Genomic DNA, 18,002 nt, shown 5'->3' on the forward strand with positions numbered 1-18,002 from the left:
AACTTAACGTACCGGCACGGCCCGCCCGGCACCGCTCGCGAGGAGCGGTCCGGCGGCAGCGGCAGCGCGGGTGTCCGGGCGCCGGCACGCGAGCCTGGTCAGGGGAACGCGCCCTCGTCGAACGGCCCCACCACGGCCAGGGACGGTTCCCGCGTCAGCAGGTCGGCGGCGACCTCCCCGACATCGGCGATGGTCACCGCGTCGACCCGGCCCAGCAGCTCGTCCACGCTCATCAGGTGGCCGTGCAGCAGCTCGGACTTGGCCAGCCGGCTCATCCGGGAGCTGGTGTCCTCCAGGTTCAGCACGTACGACCCCTTGACCATGCCCTTGCCCCGGCCCAGTTCCTCGGCGGTGATCCCGGTCCGCGCCACACGTTCCAGCTCGGTGCGGATCAGGTCGAGCACCTCGGGGGCCCGGCCCGGGGCGCAGCCGGCGTAGACGCCGAACAGGCCGGAGTCGGCGTACTGGGCGGCGTACGAGTACACCGAGTACGCCAGGCCACGCTTCTCCCGGATCTCCTGGAACAGCCGGCTCGACATGCCGCCGCCGAGCACGTTGTTCAGCACGCCGAGGGCGAAGCGGCGCTCGTCGTACCGGCTCATGCCGACGCCGCCGAGCACGATGTGCGCCTGCTCGGTGTCCCGGTGCAGGACCACGGTGTGCGGTTTCTGCACGCGGACGCGCCGGTCGCCGGCACGCGGCCCGGACGGCGCCGCGGCGGCGGTGTCCAGCGGGCTGCCGGCCAGCGCCCTGCGCACCAGCCGGACCACCGCGGCGTGCTCCAGGTTGCCGGCCGCGGCGATCACCACCTGCGGCGCGCGGTACCGGCGCCGGTAGAAGTTGTTGATCTGGTTCCGGGTCATCGGGGTGACCGATTCCGGGGTGCCCGAGATCAGCCGGCCGAGCGGGTGGTCACCGTAGACCGCCTCGGCGAAGACGTCGTGCACCTCGTCGCCCGGCTCGTCCTCGTGCATGGCGATCTCCTCCAGGATCACGCCACGCTCGGTCTCCACGTCCGCCGGATCGAGGATCGAGTCGGCCACCGCGTCCACCAGCACGTCCACCGCCAGCGGCAGATCGCTGTCGAGCACCCGCGCGTAGTAGCAGGTGTACTCCTTGGTGGTGAAGGCGTTGGTCTCGCCACCCACCGCCTCGATCTCCGCGGAGATCTGCAGCGCGGTGCGCTTGTGCGTGCCCTTGAAGAGCAGGTGCTCCAGGAAGTGCGAGGCGCCCGACATGGCCGGGCTCTCGTCGCGCGAGCCGATCCCGACCCAGATGCCGAGCGCGGCGCTGCGGGTGGTCGGGATCGCCTCGGTGATGATGCGCAAGCCGCTGGGCAGGACGGTGCGGCGCACGCCGTCCTGGAGGGTCCGGGTGACGACACGGGCCGGCCTCTCGGCCGGCCCGTGGTTGTTCGCTGTCACCTAGTCGCGGCGCTCGCCACGGTCGCCGGACGGGCGCGACCGGCGCCGGCGCGGCTCGCCGCCGCCCTCGCCACGCGGGGCGCGCTCCTCACGCGGCGGACGGCCACCCTCGCCCTCGGCGCCGGCCGCGGCGGATGCGGCGGGCGCGGCCGCCGGTGCCTCCTCGCCCTCCGGGCGGACCTTGTCCAGGTAGATCTTGCCGCGCTGGTCGATGTCCGCGATCGACACCTCGACCTTGTCGCCGACGTTGAGGAAGTCCTCGACCTTCTCGACGCGCTTGCCGTCGCCCACCTTGGAGATGTGCAGCAGGCCGTCACGGCCGGGCAGCAGCGAGACGAACGCGCCGAACGCGGCCGTCTTCACCACGGTGCCGAGGAACTTGTCGCCGACCTTCGGCAGGGTCGGGTTGGCGATCGCGTTGATCCGCTCGACCGCGGCCTCGGCGGCCGGGCCGTTGGTCGCGCCGACGTAGATGGTGCCGTCGTCCTCGATCGAGATGTCGGCGCCGGTCTCGTCCTGGATCGCGTTGATGGTCTGACCCTTCGGGCCGATCACCATGCCGATCTTGTCGACCGGGATCTTCACGGTGGTGACCCGCGGGGCGTACTCGCTCATCGCGGCCGGAGCGGCGATCGCCGCCTCCATCACCGACAGGATGGTGGCGCGCGCCTCGTGCGCCTGCTGCAGAGCGCCGGCCAGCACGTCCGACGGGATGCCGTCGAGCTTGGTGTCCAGCTGCAGCGCGGTGACGAACTCGCTGGTGCCGGCGACCTTGAAGTCCATGTCGCCGAACGCGTCTTCGGCGCCCAGGATGTCGGTCAGCGCGATGTACTGCGTCTTGCCGTCGACCTCGTCGGAGATCAGGCCCATCGCGATGCCGGCGACCGGTGCCTTCAGCGGCACACCGGCGGAGAGCAGGGCCAGCGTCGAGGCGCAGACCGAGCCCATCGAGGTGGAGCCGTTCGAGCCGAGGGCCTCGGAGACCTGCCGGATCGCGTACGGGAACTCCTCGCGCGAGGGCAGCACCGGGACCAGCGCGCGCTCGGCCAGCGCACCGTGGCCGATCTCACGCCGCTTCGGCGAGCCCACCCGGCCGGTCTCCCCGGTCGAGTACGGCGGGAAGTTGTAGTTGTGCATGTAGCGCTTGGTCTTCTCCGGGGAGAGGGTGTCCAGCGCCTGCTCCATGCGCAGCATGTTCAGCGTGGTGACGCCCAGGATCTGGGTCTCGCCACGCTCGAACAGCGCCGAGCCGTGCACCCGCGGCAGCACGCCGACCTGCGCGCTCAGCGGGCGGATGTCCCGCGGACCACGGCCGTCGATGCGGATCTGCTCGCGCAGCACCCGCTGCCGGACCTCGGACTTGGTGATCGAGCGGAACGCCGCGCTGATCTCCTTCTCCCGGCCCTCGAACCGCTCGGCGAGCAGCTCGTGCGCCTTCGCCTTGACCAGGTCGAGCGACTCCTCGCGCTCCTGCTTGCCGGCGATCTTCAGGGCCTCGGCGACCTCGGCGCGGACCGCCTCGCTGACCGCCTCCAGCACGTCGTCCTGGTAGTCCAGGAAGACCGGGAACTCGGCGACCGGCTTGGCGGCCACCTCGGCCAGCTCGCTCTGCGCCCGGCAGAGCTCGCGGATGGCCGGCTTGGCGGCCTCCAGGCCGCCGGCGACGATCTCCTCGGTCGGGGCGGTCGCGCCGGCCGCGATCAGCTTGACCGCGTGCGGCGTGGCCTCGGCCTCGACCATCATGATCGCAACATCGGCACTGTCGCCGTCTCCGACGACCCTGCCGGCGACCACCATGTCGAAGGTGGCGCGCTCCAGCTCGTCGATGGTCGGGAAGGCGACCCACTGACCGTCGATGTGCGCGATCCGGGTCGAGCCGACCGGGCCGCTGAACGGCAGGCCGGAGAGCTTGGTGGACATCGACGCGCCGTTCATGGCGACGACGTCGTAGGGGTGCTGCGGGTCCAGCGCCAGCACGGTCTCGACGACCTGGACCTCGTTGCGCAGGCCCTTGGTGAACGACGGGCGCAGCGGCCGGTCGATCAGCCGGCAGGTGAGGATGGCGTCCTCGCTGGGACGGCCCTCGCGCCGGAAGAACGAGCCGGGAATCCGGCCCGCGGCGTACATCCGCTCCTCGACGTCGACGGTCAGCGGGAAGAAGTCGAAGTGCTCCTTCGGCGCCTTGCTGGCCGTGGTGGCGGAGAGAACGGTGGTGTCGCCCAGCTGGACGATCACTGAGCCGGCGGCCTGCTTGGCCAGCCGGCCGGTGGAGAAGACGATCTCGCGGGTGCCGAACGACCCGTTGTCGATGACGGCGGTGCGAGACTCGGTGCCGAGAGCGGTCTGCTCTGTCATGAAGTGCGGTACTCCTCTTCGTCGAGGACCCGGCGGTCTACAGCGTGGTTCGCAAAGGCCGGTCTTCGATCGAAGTACCCAGGTAAGTATGCCTGGGAACCACTACCGGAGACCGGTGCTGCCGATGTGAGCCGCGCGGGTCCGTGGGGTGGTGCGGCACGGGAGCGGCCGGAGCCGCTCCCGTGTCCAAAACTATCGGCGCAGGCCGAGACGCTCGATGAGCGACCGGTAGCGGGCGATGTCCTTCTTCTGCACGTAGTTCAGCAGGCGGCGGCGCTGACCGACCAGCAGCAGCAGACCACGACGGCTGTGGTGGTCGTGCTTGTGCACCTTCAGGTGCTCGGTCAGGTCGGCGATCCGCTTGGTGAGCATGGCGACCTGAACCTCGGGCGAACCGGTGTCGCCCTCCTTGGTCGCGTACTCACCCATGATCTTGTTCTTGGTCTCTTGGTCGAGCGCCATGATCTCCGGACTTCTGTGTTGCCGATTCAACGGTCCCGCGACCCGCGGCGTCGGGCAGGCCATACCGGCGAGGGCAGAACCTTCGAAGGCAGAGCGGGACCGGTGTCGAATAATCCTCGACGCTTAAACCCTACCAGCCGGTCATCGGAGCAGCCGCCGGGTCTCGTCCACGTCGGCCCGGATCTGGGCGATCAGCGGTTCGATGGAGTCATATGTCCGCTGCTCACGCAGATGCTCCACGAAATCCAGGCCGATCCGTTCGCCGTACAGGTCACCCTGGAAGTCCAGCGCGTACGCCTCCACCCGGCGCTCGCGCCCGGAGAACGTGGGATTGGTGCCGATCGAGACACTGGCCCGCCAGCGCCCGGCGTTCTCCCCGCCGCGGGTGAGCCAGGCCGCGTAGACGCCGTCGGCGGGCACCGCGGCATAGCGGTGCGTCATCAGGTTGGCGGTCGGGAAACCGAGCTCGCGGCCACGCTGGTCACCGCGGACCACCACGCCGGCGAGCCGGTGCGGCCGGCCGAGCGCCGTGGCCGCGGCGCGCACGTCCCCGGCGTCGACGCAGCTGCGGATGTACGTCGAGGAGAACACCACCCCGTCCGCCGAGACCAGCGGCGCCTCCTCGACGGTGAACCCGAACGTCCGCCCCAGGCTCTCCAGCAGCGTCACGTCCCCGGCCGCCCGGCGCCCGAACCGGAAGTTGTCGCCGACCACCACGTCCGCCGCGTGCAGCGACTCGACCAGCACGTCGTGCACGAACTCGTTCGGCTCCAGCTGGGAGAAGGCGGGGGTGAACGGGACCACGCAGAGCGCGCCCACGCCGAGCTGCTCGATCAGCTCGGCCTTGCGCACCGGCTCGGTGAGCACCGCCGGGTGCGACCCGGGGCGGACCACCTCCGCCGGGTGCGGGTCGAACGTCAGCACCACCGACTGCAGGCCCATGTCGCGGGCCCGTTTCACCGCGTGCCCGATGATCGCCTGGTGCCCGCGGTGCACGCCGTCGAAGACGCCGATGGTCACGACCGAACGACCCCAGCCACCGGGGACCGCCTCTAACCCCCGCCACCGCTGCATCCAAGCTCCTCCGCCGAGTTGTCCGGCCTTAGCGTATCGACCGGCCGGACACCGCGTATTCCCCCTGCGACGCGCCCGGATCGGTACGATTGGGACCGATATGAGCGTCGAGTGGACCCGTCTCGTCCTGCTCGCCGCGGAGAGCACCTTCGCGGTCCTCTTCCTGCGCGCGCTGATCGGGTACCTGCGCCGCCGGGACCCCCTGCAGGGCGACGTGACCCTGGTGTTCGCCCCGTGCGCGCTGGCGTTCGGCGTCGACGCGCTCTGGCAGACCATCGGCACCCGGCCCGCGCTGACCGGGCCGCTCACCGCGCTGCCGCTGATGGCCCAGCCGTACCTGACGCTGCGCCTGGCCGGGCGGCTGCGCGACGTGCCGCGCGTGCTGATCCGCGGCGCGCTGGTGGCCTACCTGCTGCTGGCGATCCCGCTGATGCTGATGGAGCGCCCGCTGCCGCAGTGGCTGATCGGCCTCGCGGTCGTCTACTTCCTGAGCGCCGAGGTGACCGCGGGCCTCCTGCTGCTCGGCAAGGCCCGCAGCCGGACCGGCACCAACCGGGCCCGGCTGATGACCGCGGGCGCGGCCACCCTCACCTTCGGGTTGATGATCATGCTGGTCGGCGCGGCCGCCGGCGGCGACCCGGTGCTGCGCGCGATCAGCCGGATCCTCGCCCTGGCCAGCGGGCTCGGCTACCTCATCGCGTTCATGCCGCCGCGCTGGCTGCGCCGGCTCTCCGCGGTGACGGCCGCGCAGTCGATGACCGAGCGGCTGCTGCGGGCGCCGGCCGACGCGCCGGAGGAGGTGTGGCAGACCTACGCCGACCTGATGCGGGTGCAGACCGGCGCGGACGCGGTGGCCGTGCTGCTGCCGCACCACTCGATCCCGGACGGCCCGCTGGAGCAGATCGCGTACGCCGGGCCCCCGCTGGACGTACCGGACGAGCCGATCAAGGGCGACCCGGGCCGGCTGCTCCGCTCCGGCCGCCCGGCCCGACTGCGCGAGGGCGACCCGGCGCTGATCCGGCACTTCGGCGAGGGGCTGCGCGACGACTTCGTCACCGTGCTGCGGATGCCGGTGCCGCCCGACGTCGAGGGCTGGGTGCTGCTGTTCAACCGGCACCGCAGCCTGTTCAGCGACGACGACGTGGGCCTGCTGGCCGAGCTCGGCGGGCAGGCCGGCATCCTCGCCGAACGGCAGGCGGTGACCGCCCGCGAGCGCCGGCTGGCCGCCGAGCTGAGCAACTCGGTGGAGGCGCTGACCCGGGCCAACGAGGCGAAGAGCAACTTCCTGGCGGGGATGAGCCACGAGCTGCGTACGCCGCTCAACGCGATCATCGGGTTCAGCGACCTGATGCGCCTGGAGGAGCCGGAGGGCGACCGCCGCCGGGTCCCGGCCGACTGGGTGGACCACATCCACAGCAGCGGCCGGCACCTGCTCGGCCTGATCAACGACATCCTGGACCTGGCCAAGGTGGAGGCCGGCCGGATGGACCTGCGCGTCGCCCCGGTCCGGGTGGACACCGCGATCGAGGAGCTGCTGACCACGCTGTCCCCGCTGTTCGCCCAGAAGAACCTGACCGTGATGACCGAGCTGGCCCCGGTGACGGCGCTGGCCGACCGGCTGCGGCTGCGGCAGATCGTGGAGAACCTGCTCTCCAACGCGATCAAGTTCACCCCGCCGGAGGGCACCGTGTCGATCACCGTGACCGGATCGGACACCGACGTCTCGGTGACCGTCACGGACACCGGGGTGGGCATCGCGGACGACGACGCCGAACGTGTCTTCGAGGAGTTCCAGCAGGTCGGCGACCCGGACCGGCGCCAGGCCGGGACCGGCCTGGGCCTGGCGCTGACGCGCCGGCTGGTGGAGGCGCAGCGCGGCGACATCACGCTGCGCTCGGCTCCCGGCCACGGCAGTTCCTTCACCGTACGGCTGCCCGCCGCCCCGGTGGCGCAGCCGAGCGCCGCCGGCGCCACGAACGCCCCGTACGTCCTGCTCGTCGAGGACGACCCGCACTCCGCCGAGCTGATGCAGACGCAGCTGAGCAACGCCGGGTACCGGGTCGAGGTGGCCGGCAGCGGGGAGAGCGGGCTGACCGTGGCCCGCGAGCACCGGCCGGACGCCATCGTGCTGGACGTGGAGCTGCCCGGCATCTCCGGCTGGGAGGTGATCCGGCAGCTCAAGGCGGACGCCGCGCTCGCCGCCGTACCGGTCTTCTTCGCCAGCATCCTGGACGAGGCCGCGGCCGGGCTGGCCCTCGGCGCGCACGACTATTTCGTCAAGCCGGTCGACCAGCCGGCCCTGCTCAGCGCGCTGTCCAACGCGATCGCCGCGCGACCGGCGCCACGGGTGCTGGTGGTCGACCACGACGACGCGGTCCGGCACGCCATCGAGGACGGCCTGCGGGCCGGCGGCGCCGACGTGGTGGCCTGCGCCGACGGCCGGGACGGGCTGGCCCGCAGCCGCGAGGAGCACTTCGACCTGATCGTCTGCGACATGCAGTCGCCGGCGGCGGACGGGTTCAGCCTGCTCGCCGCGATCGAGCAGGACCCGGCCGGGCGGCACACCCCGGTGCTCGGGCTGAGTGCGGCGGCGCTGACCGAGCGCGAGCCCGGGGACACCGCGCCGCTGATCGCGACCGCGATGGCCGGCGGGGTGGTCGCCGAGGCGATGGCCGGCGGCGCCGGCTGGGACAGCCTGGCGCCGCTGCTGGCGCGGCACCCGGCGGCGCATCACCCGGCGCTGGCCCACCACCCGGCGCATCCGGCGGCCCGCCGCGTCCATCCCCCGGCGGGCAGCTCCCCGCAGGCGCTGCACCTGCGCAGCGCCGTGCCCGGCGGCCCGGCCGTCTCGGTGGGCCGGGTCGCCGATCCGGCCCGCTTCTTCGGCTCGGCGCATCCGGGCGACGTCTGCGCCGGCCCGGCGCAGACGGCCGGCATCGCCCCGGAGTCCTCCGGCAGCATCGTCCCGGATCCGTCCGGACGCGTTCCCCCGAAGGAGGACCTGTGAGTGATCGGCACCGCATCCTGCTGGTGGAGGACGAGGAACTCAACCGGATGCTGGTCAAGGCGGTGCTGTCGCGCGCCGGCGTGGACGCCGTGCGCAACGCCGAGCTGGTCGACGCGACCACGCTGAGCGAGGCCCGGCAGAGCCTGCGCGACGGCGAGTTCGACCTGATCCTGCTCGACCTGAACCTGCCGGACGGCAACGGCCTGAGCCTGGCCCGGGAGCTGGCGGCCGGACAGGCGCCCGCGGACCGCCCGAAGCCGGTGGTGGTCGCGGTGACCGCCAGCGTCCTGCCCCAGGACCAGCGGGCCGCGCTGGACGCCGGATGCGACGACTTCCTGGACAAGCCCTACGCCGCCGCGGCCCTGGTCGCCACGGTCGCCCGCCACCTCGCCGACTGACCCGGCGCGCGGCCGCGGCCCCGGGTCACCGCTGACCCGGGGGCGGCCGGGGCCCGGGGTCACCGCGGCCCGGGGGCGCCGCGGCCCGGGGTCACCGCGGCCCGGGTCAGGGCGCCGGGGCCAGCACGATCTCGGCGCGGGCCCGGCCGCCCCGCTCGCTGACGACGGCGAGGACCTCGCCGTCCGGGGCGAAGACCGCGTACGGCCCGTCGATGCCGGCCGGGGCCAGCGGCCCGCCGTGCCGGAGCACCCGCGTCTCCTCCTCGGTGGCCACCCGCTGCGGGAACGCGCGCCGGGCCGCCTCGGACAGCGGCAGGCCGACCACGTCCGGGGCCCGCTCCTCGAGCTGCTCCAGGGTCGCGGCGGCGTCCAGGGTCATGCCACCCACCGCCGTACGCCGCAGGGCGGTGAGATGCCCGCCCACCCGCAGCGCCGCCCCCAGATCGCGGGCGATCGCCCGGATGTAGGTGCCGGAGGAGCAGGTCACGTCGATGTCGACGTCGATCACGTCACGGCCCTGCGGCCGGCGGATGGCCAGCACGTCCAGTCGGTGCACGGTGATCCGCCGGGCCGGGATCTCCACCGCCTCGCCGTCACGCACCCGTTTGTACGCCCGCTGGCCATTGATCTTGATAGCGCTGACCGCGCTGGGCACCTGGTCGATCTCGCCGACCTGCGCGGCCAGCCCGGCCCGGATCGCCTCGTCGGTCACGCCCGCGGTGGACGTGGTGGCGGTGACCTCACCCTCGGCGTCGTCGGTGACGGTCGACTCGCCCAGCCGGACGGTCGCGGTGTAGCTCTTCTCCGCGCCGATCACGTACGTCAGCAGGCGGGTCGCCCGGTTCACCCCGATGATCAGCACGCCGGTCGCCATCGGGTCCAGCGTGCCGCCGTGCCCCACCCGCCGGGTGCGGGCCAGCCGGCGGATCCGCGCCACCACGTCGTGCGAGGTCATCCCGGCCGGCTTGTCCACCACGATCAGTCCATCCACACCGACCACCCTATGGCCCGGCCACCGGCGCCCCGGCCCCGGGCGCACCCGGCACGGGCAGGTCAGCGGGTCGCGCCGACCACCAGCCAGCGCGGCGAGCGCCACCGGGAGACCGTGGCCACCAGCCGGACGAGAGTGAACAGGGCCAGCCCCGCCCAGACCCCGCCCAGACCCAGGTCCAGCGCGTAGGCCAGCCAGATCATCGGGAGGAAGCCGAACAGGGCGGCCAGGATCGTGGTGACCCGCAGGTACGCCACGTCACCGGCGCCGATCAGCACCCCGTCCAGGGCGTAGACCACTCCGGCGAACGGCAGCAGCACGACGAACCACGGCCACACCACCGCGGCCTGGTCCAGCACCGCCGGATCGTCGCTGAACCAGCCGGGTACGACCGGGGCGCCCGCCGCGGCCAGCGCCGCGAAGGCCACCGCGGCCACCGCGCCGGCCAGCGTGACCCGCCGGGCGACGTCCCGTGCCTGATCCGCATCGCCGGCCCCGAGCGCCGCCCCGACCAGCGACTGTGCCGCGATCGCCACCGCGTCCAGCACGAGCGCGGCGAAGAACCACAGCTGCAGGGCGATCTGGTGCGCGCCGACCGCGGCCACGCCGAACCGGGACGCCACCGCGGTGGCCGACAGGAAGCAGGCCTGGAACGCCGCGCCGCGGATCAGCAGGTCCCGCCCGAGCACCACCTGCCGGACGATGACCGCCGGCACCGGCCGCAGCCGCCGGGTCTCGCGGACCAGCGACAGCAGGAACAGGGCGCCACCGATCGACTGCGCGGTCACGTTGGCGACCGCGGAACCGGTCAGGCCCCACCCGAACGGGTAGACCAGCAGCGGGCACAGTCCGGCCGAGAGCACGTTCGCCCCGAGCACGATGGCCAGCGGCCGGCGGGTGTCCTGCACGCCGCGCATCCAGCCGTTGCCGGCCGCGGCGAGCATCAGCCCGGGCACGCCGAGCACCGCGATCCGCAGCCAGCCGGCGGCGGCGTCCGCGGTCGCCGGGTTGCCGGCCAGCGCGTGCGCCACCGGGCCGGCCAGCGCCACGCCGAGCAGGCACAGCGCCAGGCCGAGGCCGAGCGCCAACCAGGACGCCTGGACGCCCTCGGCGACGGCGGCCGGGCGGTCCCCCGCGCCGAAGCGGCGGGCGGCGCGACCGGTGGTCCCGTACGCCATCAGCGTCCCAAACCAGACGGCCACCGACATGACCGTGCCGCCGACCGCGACGGCGGCCAGCGGGACCGGCCCGAGATGGCCGACCACCGCGGTGTCCACCAGCACGTACAACGGTTCGGCGGCGAGCACCACGAGCGCCGGCAGGGCGAGCTTGGCGATCTGGCGGGAACCGGCGGACGGTTGCGCGGGCGGGCTCATGGTGTCCCATGATGCCCGCCCAGCGGTAAGGGTTACAAGCGAGTGTGCGCCTTACCCTACTGACGCGTGTCGAGCGAGGTCTGCAGCGCGCGGCGCGCCTGCTCGCGGGCGTCTTCGGAGGGCTGGGGCTTGGGCTTGGCAGCCATCAGGGAGTCCTTCCACGGTGTGGTCCGGGCGGCCCGCGCCAGCGGGCGGGCGAAAAGCGGTCGAGCGGGGCGTCACGCGAGGCCGGTCCGGGATCGCCGGACGCCTGGCGGGGGTGACGCGCACCGGGGCGGTGGACCCGGGCGGCTCGCGGTCTCGCGGGAGGCGTAGGTGTCAGCCGCGCAAAACCAAATCACCGTTCAGCTCCCAAACTAACGTTCAGCACGGCACAGGACCGGCGGTTCCCGGCATCCGGGACACGAAAAGCGGGGGCCACCCTTTCGGATGACCCCCGGTGAGCTGTTGAAACGACGTCAGATCCGGTAATCGTCAAGTAGCCGACGCACGGTCGCCACCAGCTCGGCGGGCGCCCCGTAACCGGTGAAACCCGCGGCGAGGCGGTGACCTCCGCCACCCTGCGAGATGGCCAGTCCGCTGACGTCGATCGCGCCCTTGCTGCGCAGCGACACCGCCCACTCCCCCTCGGCGACCTGCTTGACCAGCACCGACACGTCCGCCTCGGCGACCGAGCGGACCGGCCCGATCAGGGTGTCCAGAACGTACGGCGGCTGACCGTGCCGGGCCAGGTCGGCCAGGGTGGCGTAGGTCCACACCATGCCGCACCCGCCGGCCGCGTCCCGGTCCAGCACCGCGCGGCCGAGCACCTCCCCGGCCAGCTTCATCGCCCCGAACGGCCGGGTGTCGAAGATCCGCCGGGAGATGTCACCGGGTCGCAGCCCGGTCGCGATCAGCCGGGCGGCCAGCTCGTGCACCGCCACCGTGGTCATGTCGAACTTGAACGACCCGGTGTCGGTGGCCAGCGCCACGTAGAAGCACTCGGCGATCTCCGCGTCCAGCGGCACCCCGAGCCGGCTGAGCAGCTGCTCGGCGAGCACCGAGGTGGCCGCGGCGTGCGGGTCCACCAGCCGGATGCCGCCGAACCCGGTGTTCGACGCGTGGTGGTCGAGGACCACGCTGACCGGCGCGGCCGTGACCCGCTCGGCCAGCCCGACCAGCCGGCTCTCACTGGCCACGTCGAAGACCACGACCAGGGCCGGCGCCGGGTAGGCGTCCGCCTCCGGCACCAGCAGATCCAGGCCGGGCAGTTCGGTGTACGGCCCGGGCACGCTGAACTCGCCGGGAAACGCCGCCCGGACCCGCGTGAACCCGAGCCGGCGCAGGCCCAGACCGAAACCGAGCATGCTGCCGAGCGCGTCGCCGTCCGGGCTGACATGGCAGAACAGCTGGATCTCGGCGTCGCCGCCGAGCCCGCGGACCGCCGCGACCGCGGCCTCCCACTGCTCGGCGGCGGGACCGGCCGCCGCCAGCGTCACTAGAGATCCTCGCGGGCGCCCACCCGCTCGGCCTCGTCCTCGTCCTCCGGCTCCTCGCTCTTGTACGGGTCCGGATCGCCGGCGTACTTCTTGCCGGCGGCCAGGCGCTGCACCTCCTCGTCGCGGTGCCGTGCCGCGGCCAGCAGATCGTCGATCTCCTTGGCGTGGTCCTGCACGTTGTCGAGCACGAACGCCAGGCTCGGCGAGTGCCGCAGCCCGAGCGCGTGGCCGACCCGGCTGCGCAGCATCCCCTTGGCGCTCTCCAGCGCCGCGGCCGTGGAGGACTGCTCGGCCGTGTCACCCAGGACCGTGTAGTAGACGGTCGCCTCCCGGAGGTCACCGGTGATCCGGGCGTCCGTGACCGTCACCATGCCGAGACGGGGATCCTTGATCTCCCGCACCAGCGAAGCCACCAGTTCACGGACACGCTCCGCGTGCCGACGCGTCTTGGCCGGATCCGACATCTCGCCCACCTCCGACTGTGGAACCCGCGGGTCACCCTTGCCCCCGCCCAACTGGTGAAGAGTACCCAGGCGGCAAGGCCTGACCACCACACGGTTTCGACCGGGGCGGACGGCCGGGCACGGCTCAGTCGTCGTCACCGTAGAGACGGCGTTTGACCGACAGCAGGTCGATCTCCGGGCGGCCGGCCACCTGGTTCTCACAGGTGTCGATCACCGCGCGCGCCTGGGCCGGGTCCGGGGCGACCACGGCCACCCCGATCTGTGCCCGGCCGTGCAGGTCGTGGAAGCCCACCTCGGCGACGCTGACGTCGAACTTCTTCAGCATCGCGATGATCGGGCGGACGTACGAGCGCTTCTGCTTCAGGGAACGGGAGTCGCCGGGCAGGAGCAGGTCGAAGACAGCGGTCTCGGTATACATCAGCGAGCCAGGTTACGCCGCCTCCCCGCCCTGGTCAGCCGGTTTTCCGAGCCACCAGCACGTCCCGCTCGATGCCCTGGTCGACCCGGTGCTCCAGCGGCTGGTGCTCGACCAGCTCCAGGCCGGCGGCCAGCAGGATGTCCTCGGCCAGCTCCCGCCGGGCCACCTTGGTGTTCCAGGACAGCCCGACCGCCCCGCCCGGGCGCAGCAGCGGCAGCCACTGCGGCACGGCCCGCTCCAGCAGGTCCAGCGGGCGCCGGGAGATGCCGCCGCCCTCGTCGTACGACCCGTGCGCCACCCCGTACGGCAGGTCGGCCACCAGCACGTCCGCGCAGTTGCCGCGGATCAGCCCGTCCAGCGCTGTGGTGTCGGCGTGCAACACGGTGACCTTCTGCACCGCGCCGGCCCGGTGATCGTCCTTGCTGGCCGCCAGGGTCACCTCCAGGCGGCGGGCCGCCCGGCGCCCCTGCCGGCGCACCGGCACCAGCTCGGCGGTGTGCTTGAGCCGCTTGCGCTTGAGCCACGTCTGCAGGAACAGCTTGTACGCCTCGACGTCCTTGCCGTCGATCTCCACGCCCAGCGCGTCGTAGCCGTACATCAGGGCCTGATTGAGCGTGGTGCCCCGGCCGCAGAGCGGGTCCAGCACGGTCAGGTGGCCGTCCAGCATCCGCTCCGCCGAGGCCGAGGCGAGCAGGGTGAGGTTCAGCACCAGCTTGGTGAACTGCTCGTTGGTCTTGCCGGCGTACTTCGGGATGGTGATCAGGTCGCTGTCGTAGCGGGCCAGCGGGGTGAGCGTGATCGGCCGCAGCAGGTCGCCGTCGAGCAGCTCGAAGAGGGCGTACGCCGCGGAGAGGTTCGACAGGTAGGCGACGTCCCGGGGGGTCAGGCCGGCGGTGAAGGTCAGGTATTCCACCCCGCCCAGCCGGGTCACCCCGATCTCGGCCGGCTCCGAGGAGAGCACCGGGGCGAACGCGGCCAGCTCCGCCTGGGACATGCGGGACGCCTGGTCGGCGTAGACGCGGTTGGCGGACGGAGCGAGCAGCATGGCGTAGCGGGACATGCGCCCATCCTCCCAGCCCGGCCCGGGGCGGCACGAACGCGGGGCGGAACCGGGCGGCACGAACGCGGGGCGGAACCCGGGCCGCACGAACGGCAGCGAGATCCGGGCCGCACGAACGCCGGACGGCGAGGGGTCCGCGGGACGGCGGGCTGACCACCTCGGCCGGTGCGGGGCTCGGGTCGGCGGGCGCGCAGCGCCCGGGCGGGGCCGGGACGGGGCGCGTGACCGCGGGCGGGCAGGGGTGGGTCGTACCGGGAAAGGGAACGGCCCCGACGCCGAAGCGTCGGGGCCGCGCGAACCTCAGCCCGGGATCACGCCCGCGGCTTCTCCCGCATCTCGAAGGTCTCGATCACGTCGCCGATCTGCGGCGTGCCGAAGCCCTGCAGCGTCAGACCACACTCGAAGCCCTCGCGGACCTCGGTCGCGTCGTCCTTGAACCGCTTCAGCGAGCTGATCGTGACGTTCTCGCCCACCACGACGCCGTCGCGCAGGATACGCGCCTTGGCGTTGCGGCGGAGGAGGCCCGACCGGACCATACAACCGGCGATCAGACCGATCTTGGACGAGCGGAAGATCTCGCGGATCTCCGCCGTGCCCAGCTCGACCTCTTCGTACTCCGGCTTGAGCAGGCCCTTGAGCGCCGCCTCGATCTCCTCGATGGCCTGGTAGATCACGCTGTAGTAGCGGATCTCCACGCCGGCGCGGTCGGCCATCTCCTTGACCTTGTTCGAGGCCCGGACATTGAAGCCGATGATCGTCGCGGTCTGCTCCGACGAGGCCGACGCCAGGTTGACGTCGCTCTCGGTGATCGCACCGACGCCGCGGTGGATGACCTTGAGCTGGATCTCGTCCGGGATCTCGATCTTGAACAGCGCGTCCTCGAGAGCCTCGACCGAACCCGAGCTGTCGCCCTTGATGACCAGCGTGAGGGAGGTCTTCTCGCCCTCCTTGAGCTGGGCCATGAGCGTCTCGAGCGTGGCCTTGGCACCCGAGTTGGCGAACGCGGCCGCACGACGGCGGGCCTGCCGCTGCTCGGCGATCTGCCGGACCGTGCGGTCGTCCTCGGCCGCCAGGAACGTGTCGCCGGCGCTCGGGACCGACGTCAGACCCAGCACCAGGACCGGACGGGCCGGACCCGCCTCGGCGACGTTCTTGCCGTTCTCGTCGAGCATGGCGCGGACGCGGCCGTGCGCGCCGCCCGCCACGATCGAGTCGCCGGCCCGGAGCGTGCCCTTCTGCACCAGGACGGTCGCGACCGCGCCGCGGCCCTTGTCCAGGTGCGCCTCGACCGCGACACCCTGCGCCGGGCCGTCGATCGGAGCGGTCAGCTCCAGCGACGCGTCGGCGGTCAGCAGGACCGCCTCGAGCAGGTCGTCGATGCCGATGCCGGGCTTGGCCGCGACGTTCACGAACATCGTGTCGCCGCCGTACTCCTCGGCGAGCAGGCCGTAGTCGGCCAGCTGCTGGCGCACCTTCTCCGGGTTGGCGTCCGGCTTGTCGACCTTGTTGACCGCGACCACGATCGGCACCTCGGCGGCCTTGGCGTGGTTCAACGCCTCGACCGTCTGCGGCATCACACCGTCGTCGGCGGCCACGACCAGGATGACGATGTCGGTCACCTGGGCACCACGGGCACGCATGGCGGTGAACGCCTCGTGACCCGGGGTGTCGATGAACGTGATCGCCCGTTCCTCGTCGTTGTGCTCGTACTGCACCTGGTAGGCGCCGATGTGCTGGGTGATGCCACCCGCCTCGCCGGCGACCACGTTGGTCTTGCGGATCGCGTCGAGCAGCTTCGTCTTACCGTGGTCGACGTGACCCATGACGGTCACCACCGGCGGCCGGGTGACCAGCCGGTCCTCCGCCACCTCGGCGTCGAGGTCGATGTTGAACTGCGCGAGCAGCTCACGGTCCTCGTCCTCGGGGCTGACGATCACCACGTTGAAGCCCAGGTGCTCGCCGAGCAGCAGCAGGGTGTCGTCGGACACCGACTGCGTGGCGGTCACCATCTCGCCCAGGTTGAACATCTCCTGGACGAGCGAGCCCGGGTTGGCGTTGATCTTGTCGGCGAAGTCGGAGAGCGACGCGCCACGGGACAGCCGGATCTCCTGGCCGTTACCGCGGGGCGCGCCCGAGCTCATCGCCGGAGCCGACAGATTGTCGAACTCTTGACGACGCTGCTTCTTCGACTTGCGGCCACGCGTCGGCCGGCCGCCGGGACGCCCGAAGGCACCCGCCGCGCCACCACCGCGACCACGGCCACCGGCGCCACCGGGACGACCCGGAGCACCCGCGCCGACCGGACCGCCGCCACCGCCACCGGGACCGCCGCGGAAGCCGCCGCCACCGGCGCCACCGCCGCCACCCGGACGGAAACCGCCACCGCCGCCGCCACCGGGACCGCCGCGGAAGCCACCGCCACCGCCGCCACCGGGACGGAAGCCGCCACCGCCGGGACGACCGGCGCCGCCGCCGGGACCGCCGGGACGACCGGCGCCGCCGCCGGGACCGCCGGGACGGCCCGGGCGCTGCGCCGGCATGGACGCGGGGCTGGGCCGCGGCGGCATCGACGCGGGGCTCGGGCGCGGCGGCATACCGGGCTGGCTGGGACGCGGCATCGAAGCCGGCGTGGGCCGCGGGGCCGCGCCGCCGGAGACACCGAACGGGTTGTTACCGGGACCGCGCGCGGGCGGGCGCGGGGTGCCACCGGCCGGACCCGGACGGGGACCGCCCTGGCCCTGGCCGCCACCGGCGCCCCGGTTGGCCGCCGGGGAACCCGGACGCGGCGGCATGCCGGCCGGACCCGGACGCGGCCCACGCGGGCCGCCCTCGGACGGCGGCTGCTGCTGGGCGGACCGACGCTCGGCGTCCCGCGTGCGGGCCGCCTGCGCGGCCTGAGCCGCCTTGACGGCGGCCTCCTGCTCGGCCTTCAGCGCCGAGGCGCGCGCCTCGGCGGCCGCCACCTCGATGTCGTGCGCGCTGGCCGGCTTGGCGACCGGGCCGGGCGTCGGGCCCGGTCGGCCGGGCACCGGCGGTTTCGGCCGGGCGAACTGGCCGGGCGACGGGGCCGGAGAGGTCGGGGTGCCGGACGGGCCGGAACCGAGGGTCGGGCCGGGGCGGCGCGGGGGCTGCGGCCGAGCGGCCGGCGGGCCCGGGCGCGGAGCCACGGACGGAGTGGGGGCGCCACCGGACGGGGCCGGGGCGGGCGCGGCCGGAGCGGCCGGAGCCGCCGGGATGCTGCCGCCCGCCTCGAGGGCGCCACGGAGCCGCCGGGCCACCGGGGCCTCGACGGTGCTGGATGCGGACTTAACGAACTCGCCCATTTCCTTCAACTTGGCGAGCACGGTCTTGCTGTCGACCCCGAGCTCTTTGGCGAGCTCGTGTACGCGGGCCTTGCCTGGCACTGCACTCCTCACTTCGAGGTCGTGCGAGCAGTACCCGCAGCGACCTCACTCGTGCACTAGAAGCCTGGTCATTTCAGGGACTTCATCGTGT

The 18,002-nt window shown here is 73.0% G+C and carries 13 protein-coding genes; 2 read left to right on the forward strand and 11 right to left on the reverse strand.

Annotated features, from left to right (window positions below):
- Positions 1–98 precede the first annotated feature (98 nt).
- The 4 genes from ACTEI_RS30865 to ACTEI_RS30880 form a co-directional block, all read right to left on the reverse strand.
- Positions 99–1,424, reverse strand: coding sequence for a M16 family metallopeptidase (locus ACTEI_RS30865; RefSeq protein WP_122980861.1), 1,326 nt, complete (start codon positions 1,422–1,424; stop codon positions 99–101).
- The gene (locus ACTEI_RS30870) at positions 1,425–3,779 is read right to left on the reverse strand and encodes a polyribonucleotide nucleotidyltransferase (protein ID WP_122980862.1); all 2,355 of its coding nucleotides are present in this window, start codon (positions 3,777–3,779) and stop codon (positions 1,425–1,427) included.
- 192 nt (positions 3,780–3,971) lie between these two features.
- On the reverse strand, positions 3,972–4,241 hold the full coding sequence (gene rpsO / locus ACTEI_RS30875) for a 30S ribosomal protein S15 (protein ID WP_122980863.1): 270 nt from the start codon (positions 4,239–4,241) through the stop codon (positions 3,972–3,974).
- Positions 4,242–4,382: 141 nt separating this feature from the next.
- Complete coding sequence (locus ACTEI_RS30880; protein WP_122980864.1) at positions 4,383–5,315, reverse strand: bifunctional riboflavin kinase/FAD synthetase; 933 nt, start codon at positions 5,313–5,315, stop codon at positions 4,383–4,385.
- 100 nt (positions 5,316–5,415) lie between these two features.
- On the opposite strand from ACTEI_RS30880, the gene ACTEI_RS30885 reads away from it, so the two are divergent.
- Positions 5,416–8,322, forward strand: a complete 2,907-nt coding sequence (locus ACTEI_RS30885) for a response regulator (RefSeq protein WP_122980865.1) — start codon at positions 5,416–5,418, stop codon at positions 8,320–8,322.
- Positions 8,319–8,720 (forward strand): response regulator, encoded by a 402-nt coding sequence (locus ACTEI_RS30890; protein ID WP_239082105.1) that lies wholly within the window; start codon positions 8,319–8,321, stop codon positions 8,718–8,720. The genes ACTEI_RS30885 and ACTEI_RS30890 overlap by 4 nt, the downstream gene beginning before the upstream one ends.
- 106 nt (positions 8,721–8,826) lie before the next feature.
- On the opposite strand, the gene truB is transcribed toward ACTEI_RS30890, so the two are convergent.
- The 7 genes from truB to infB all read right to left on the reverse strand — a co-directional run bounded on the left by truB (position 8,827) and on the right by infB (position 17,911).
- Positions 8,827–9,675, reverse strand: coding sequence for a tRNA pseudouridine(55) synthase TruB (gene truB, locus ACTEI_RS30895; RefSeq protein ID WP_239082108.1), 849 nt, complete (start codon positions 9,673–9,675; stop codon positions 8,827–8,829).
- A gap of 98 nt (positions 9,676–9,773) precedes the next feature.
- Complete coding sequence (locus ACTEI_RS30900) at positions 9,774–11,087, reverse strand: MATE family efflux transporter (protein WP_122980866.1); 1,314 nt, start codon at positions 11,085–11,087, stop codon at positions 9,774–9,776.
- Between the two features lie 458 nt (positions 11,088–11,545).
- Positions 11,546–12,565 (reverse strand): DHH family phosphoesterase, encoded by a 1,020-nt coding sequence (locus ACTEI_RS30905; protein WP_122980867.1) that lies wholly within the window; start codon positions 12,563–12,565, stop codon positions 11,546–11,548.
- Positions 12,565–13,029: a 30S ribosome-binding factor RbfA gene (rbfA, locus tag ACTEI_RS30910; RefSeq protein ID WP_122982516.1), complete on the reverse strand. Its 465-nt coding sequence runs from the start codon at positions 13,027–13,029 to the stop codon at positions 12,565–12,567. The genes ACTEI_RS30905 and rbfA overlap by 1 nt, the downstream gene beginning before the upstream one ends.
- A gap of 124 nt (positions 13,030–13,153) precedes the next feature.
- Positions 13,154–13,447, reverse strand: a complete 294-nt coding sequence (locus ACTEI_RS30915; RefSeq protein ID WP_122980868.1) for a DUF503 domain-containing protein — start codon at positions 13,445–13,447, stop codon at positions 13,154–13,156.
- Between the two features lie 34 nt (positions 13,448–13,481).
- Positions 13,482–14,507: a TRM11 family SAM-dependent methyltransferase gene (locus tag ACTEI_RS30920; protein WP_122980869.1), complete on the reverse strand. Its 1,026-nt coding sequence runs from the start codon at positions 14,505–14,507 to the stop codon at positions 13,482–13,484.
- Between the two features lie 311 nt (positions 14,508–14,818).
- Positions 14,819–17,911 carry a translation initiation factor IF-2 gene (gene infB, locus ACTEI_RS30925; RefSeq protein WP_122980870.1) on the reverse strand — a complete coding sequence of 1,031 codons (3,093 nt, stop codon included), beginning with the start codon at positions 17,909–17,911 and terminating at the stop codon, positions 14,819–14,821.
- Positions 17,912–18,002 lie beyond the last annotated feature (91 nt).

It is taken from the genome of Actinoplanes teichomyceticus ATCC 31121, from assembly GCF_003711105.1.
GTDB classification, from domain to species: domain Bacteria; phylum Actinomycetota; class Actinomycetes; order Mycobacteriales; family Micromonosporaceae; genus Actinoplanes; species Actinoplanes teichomyceticus.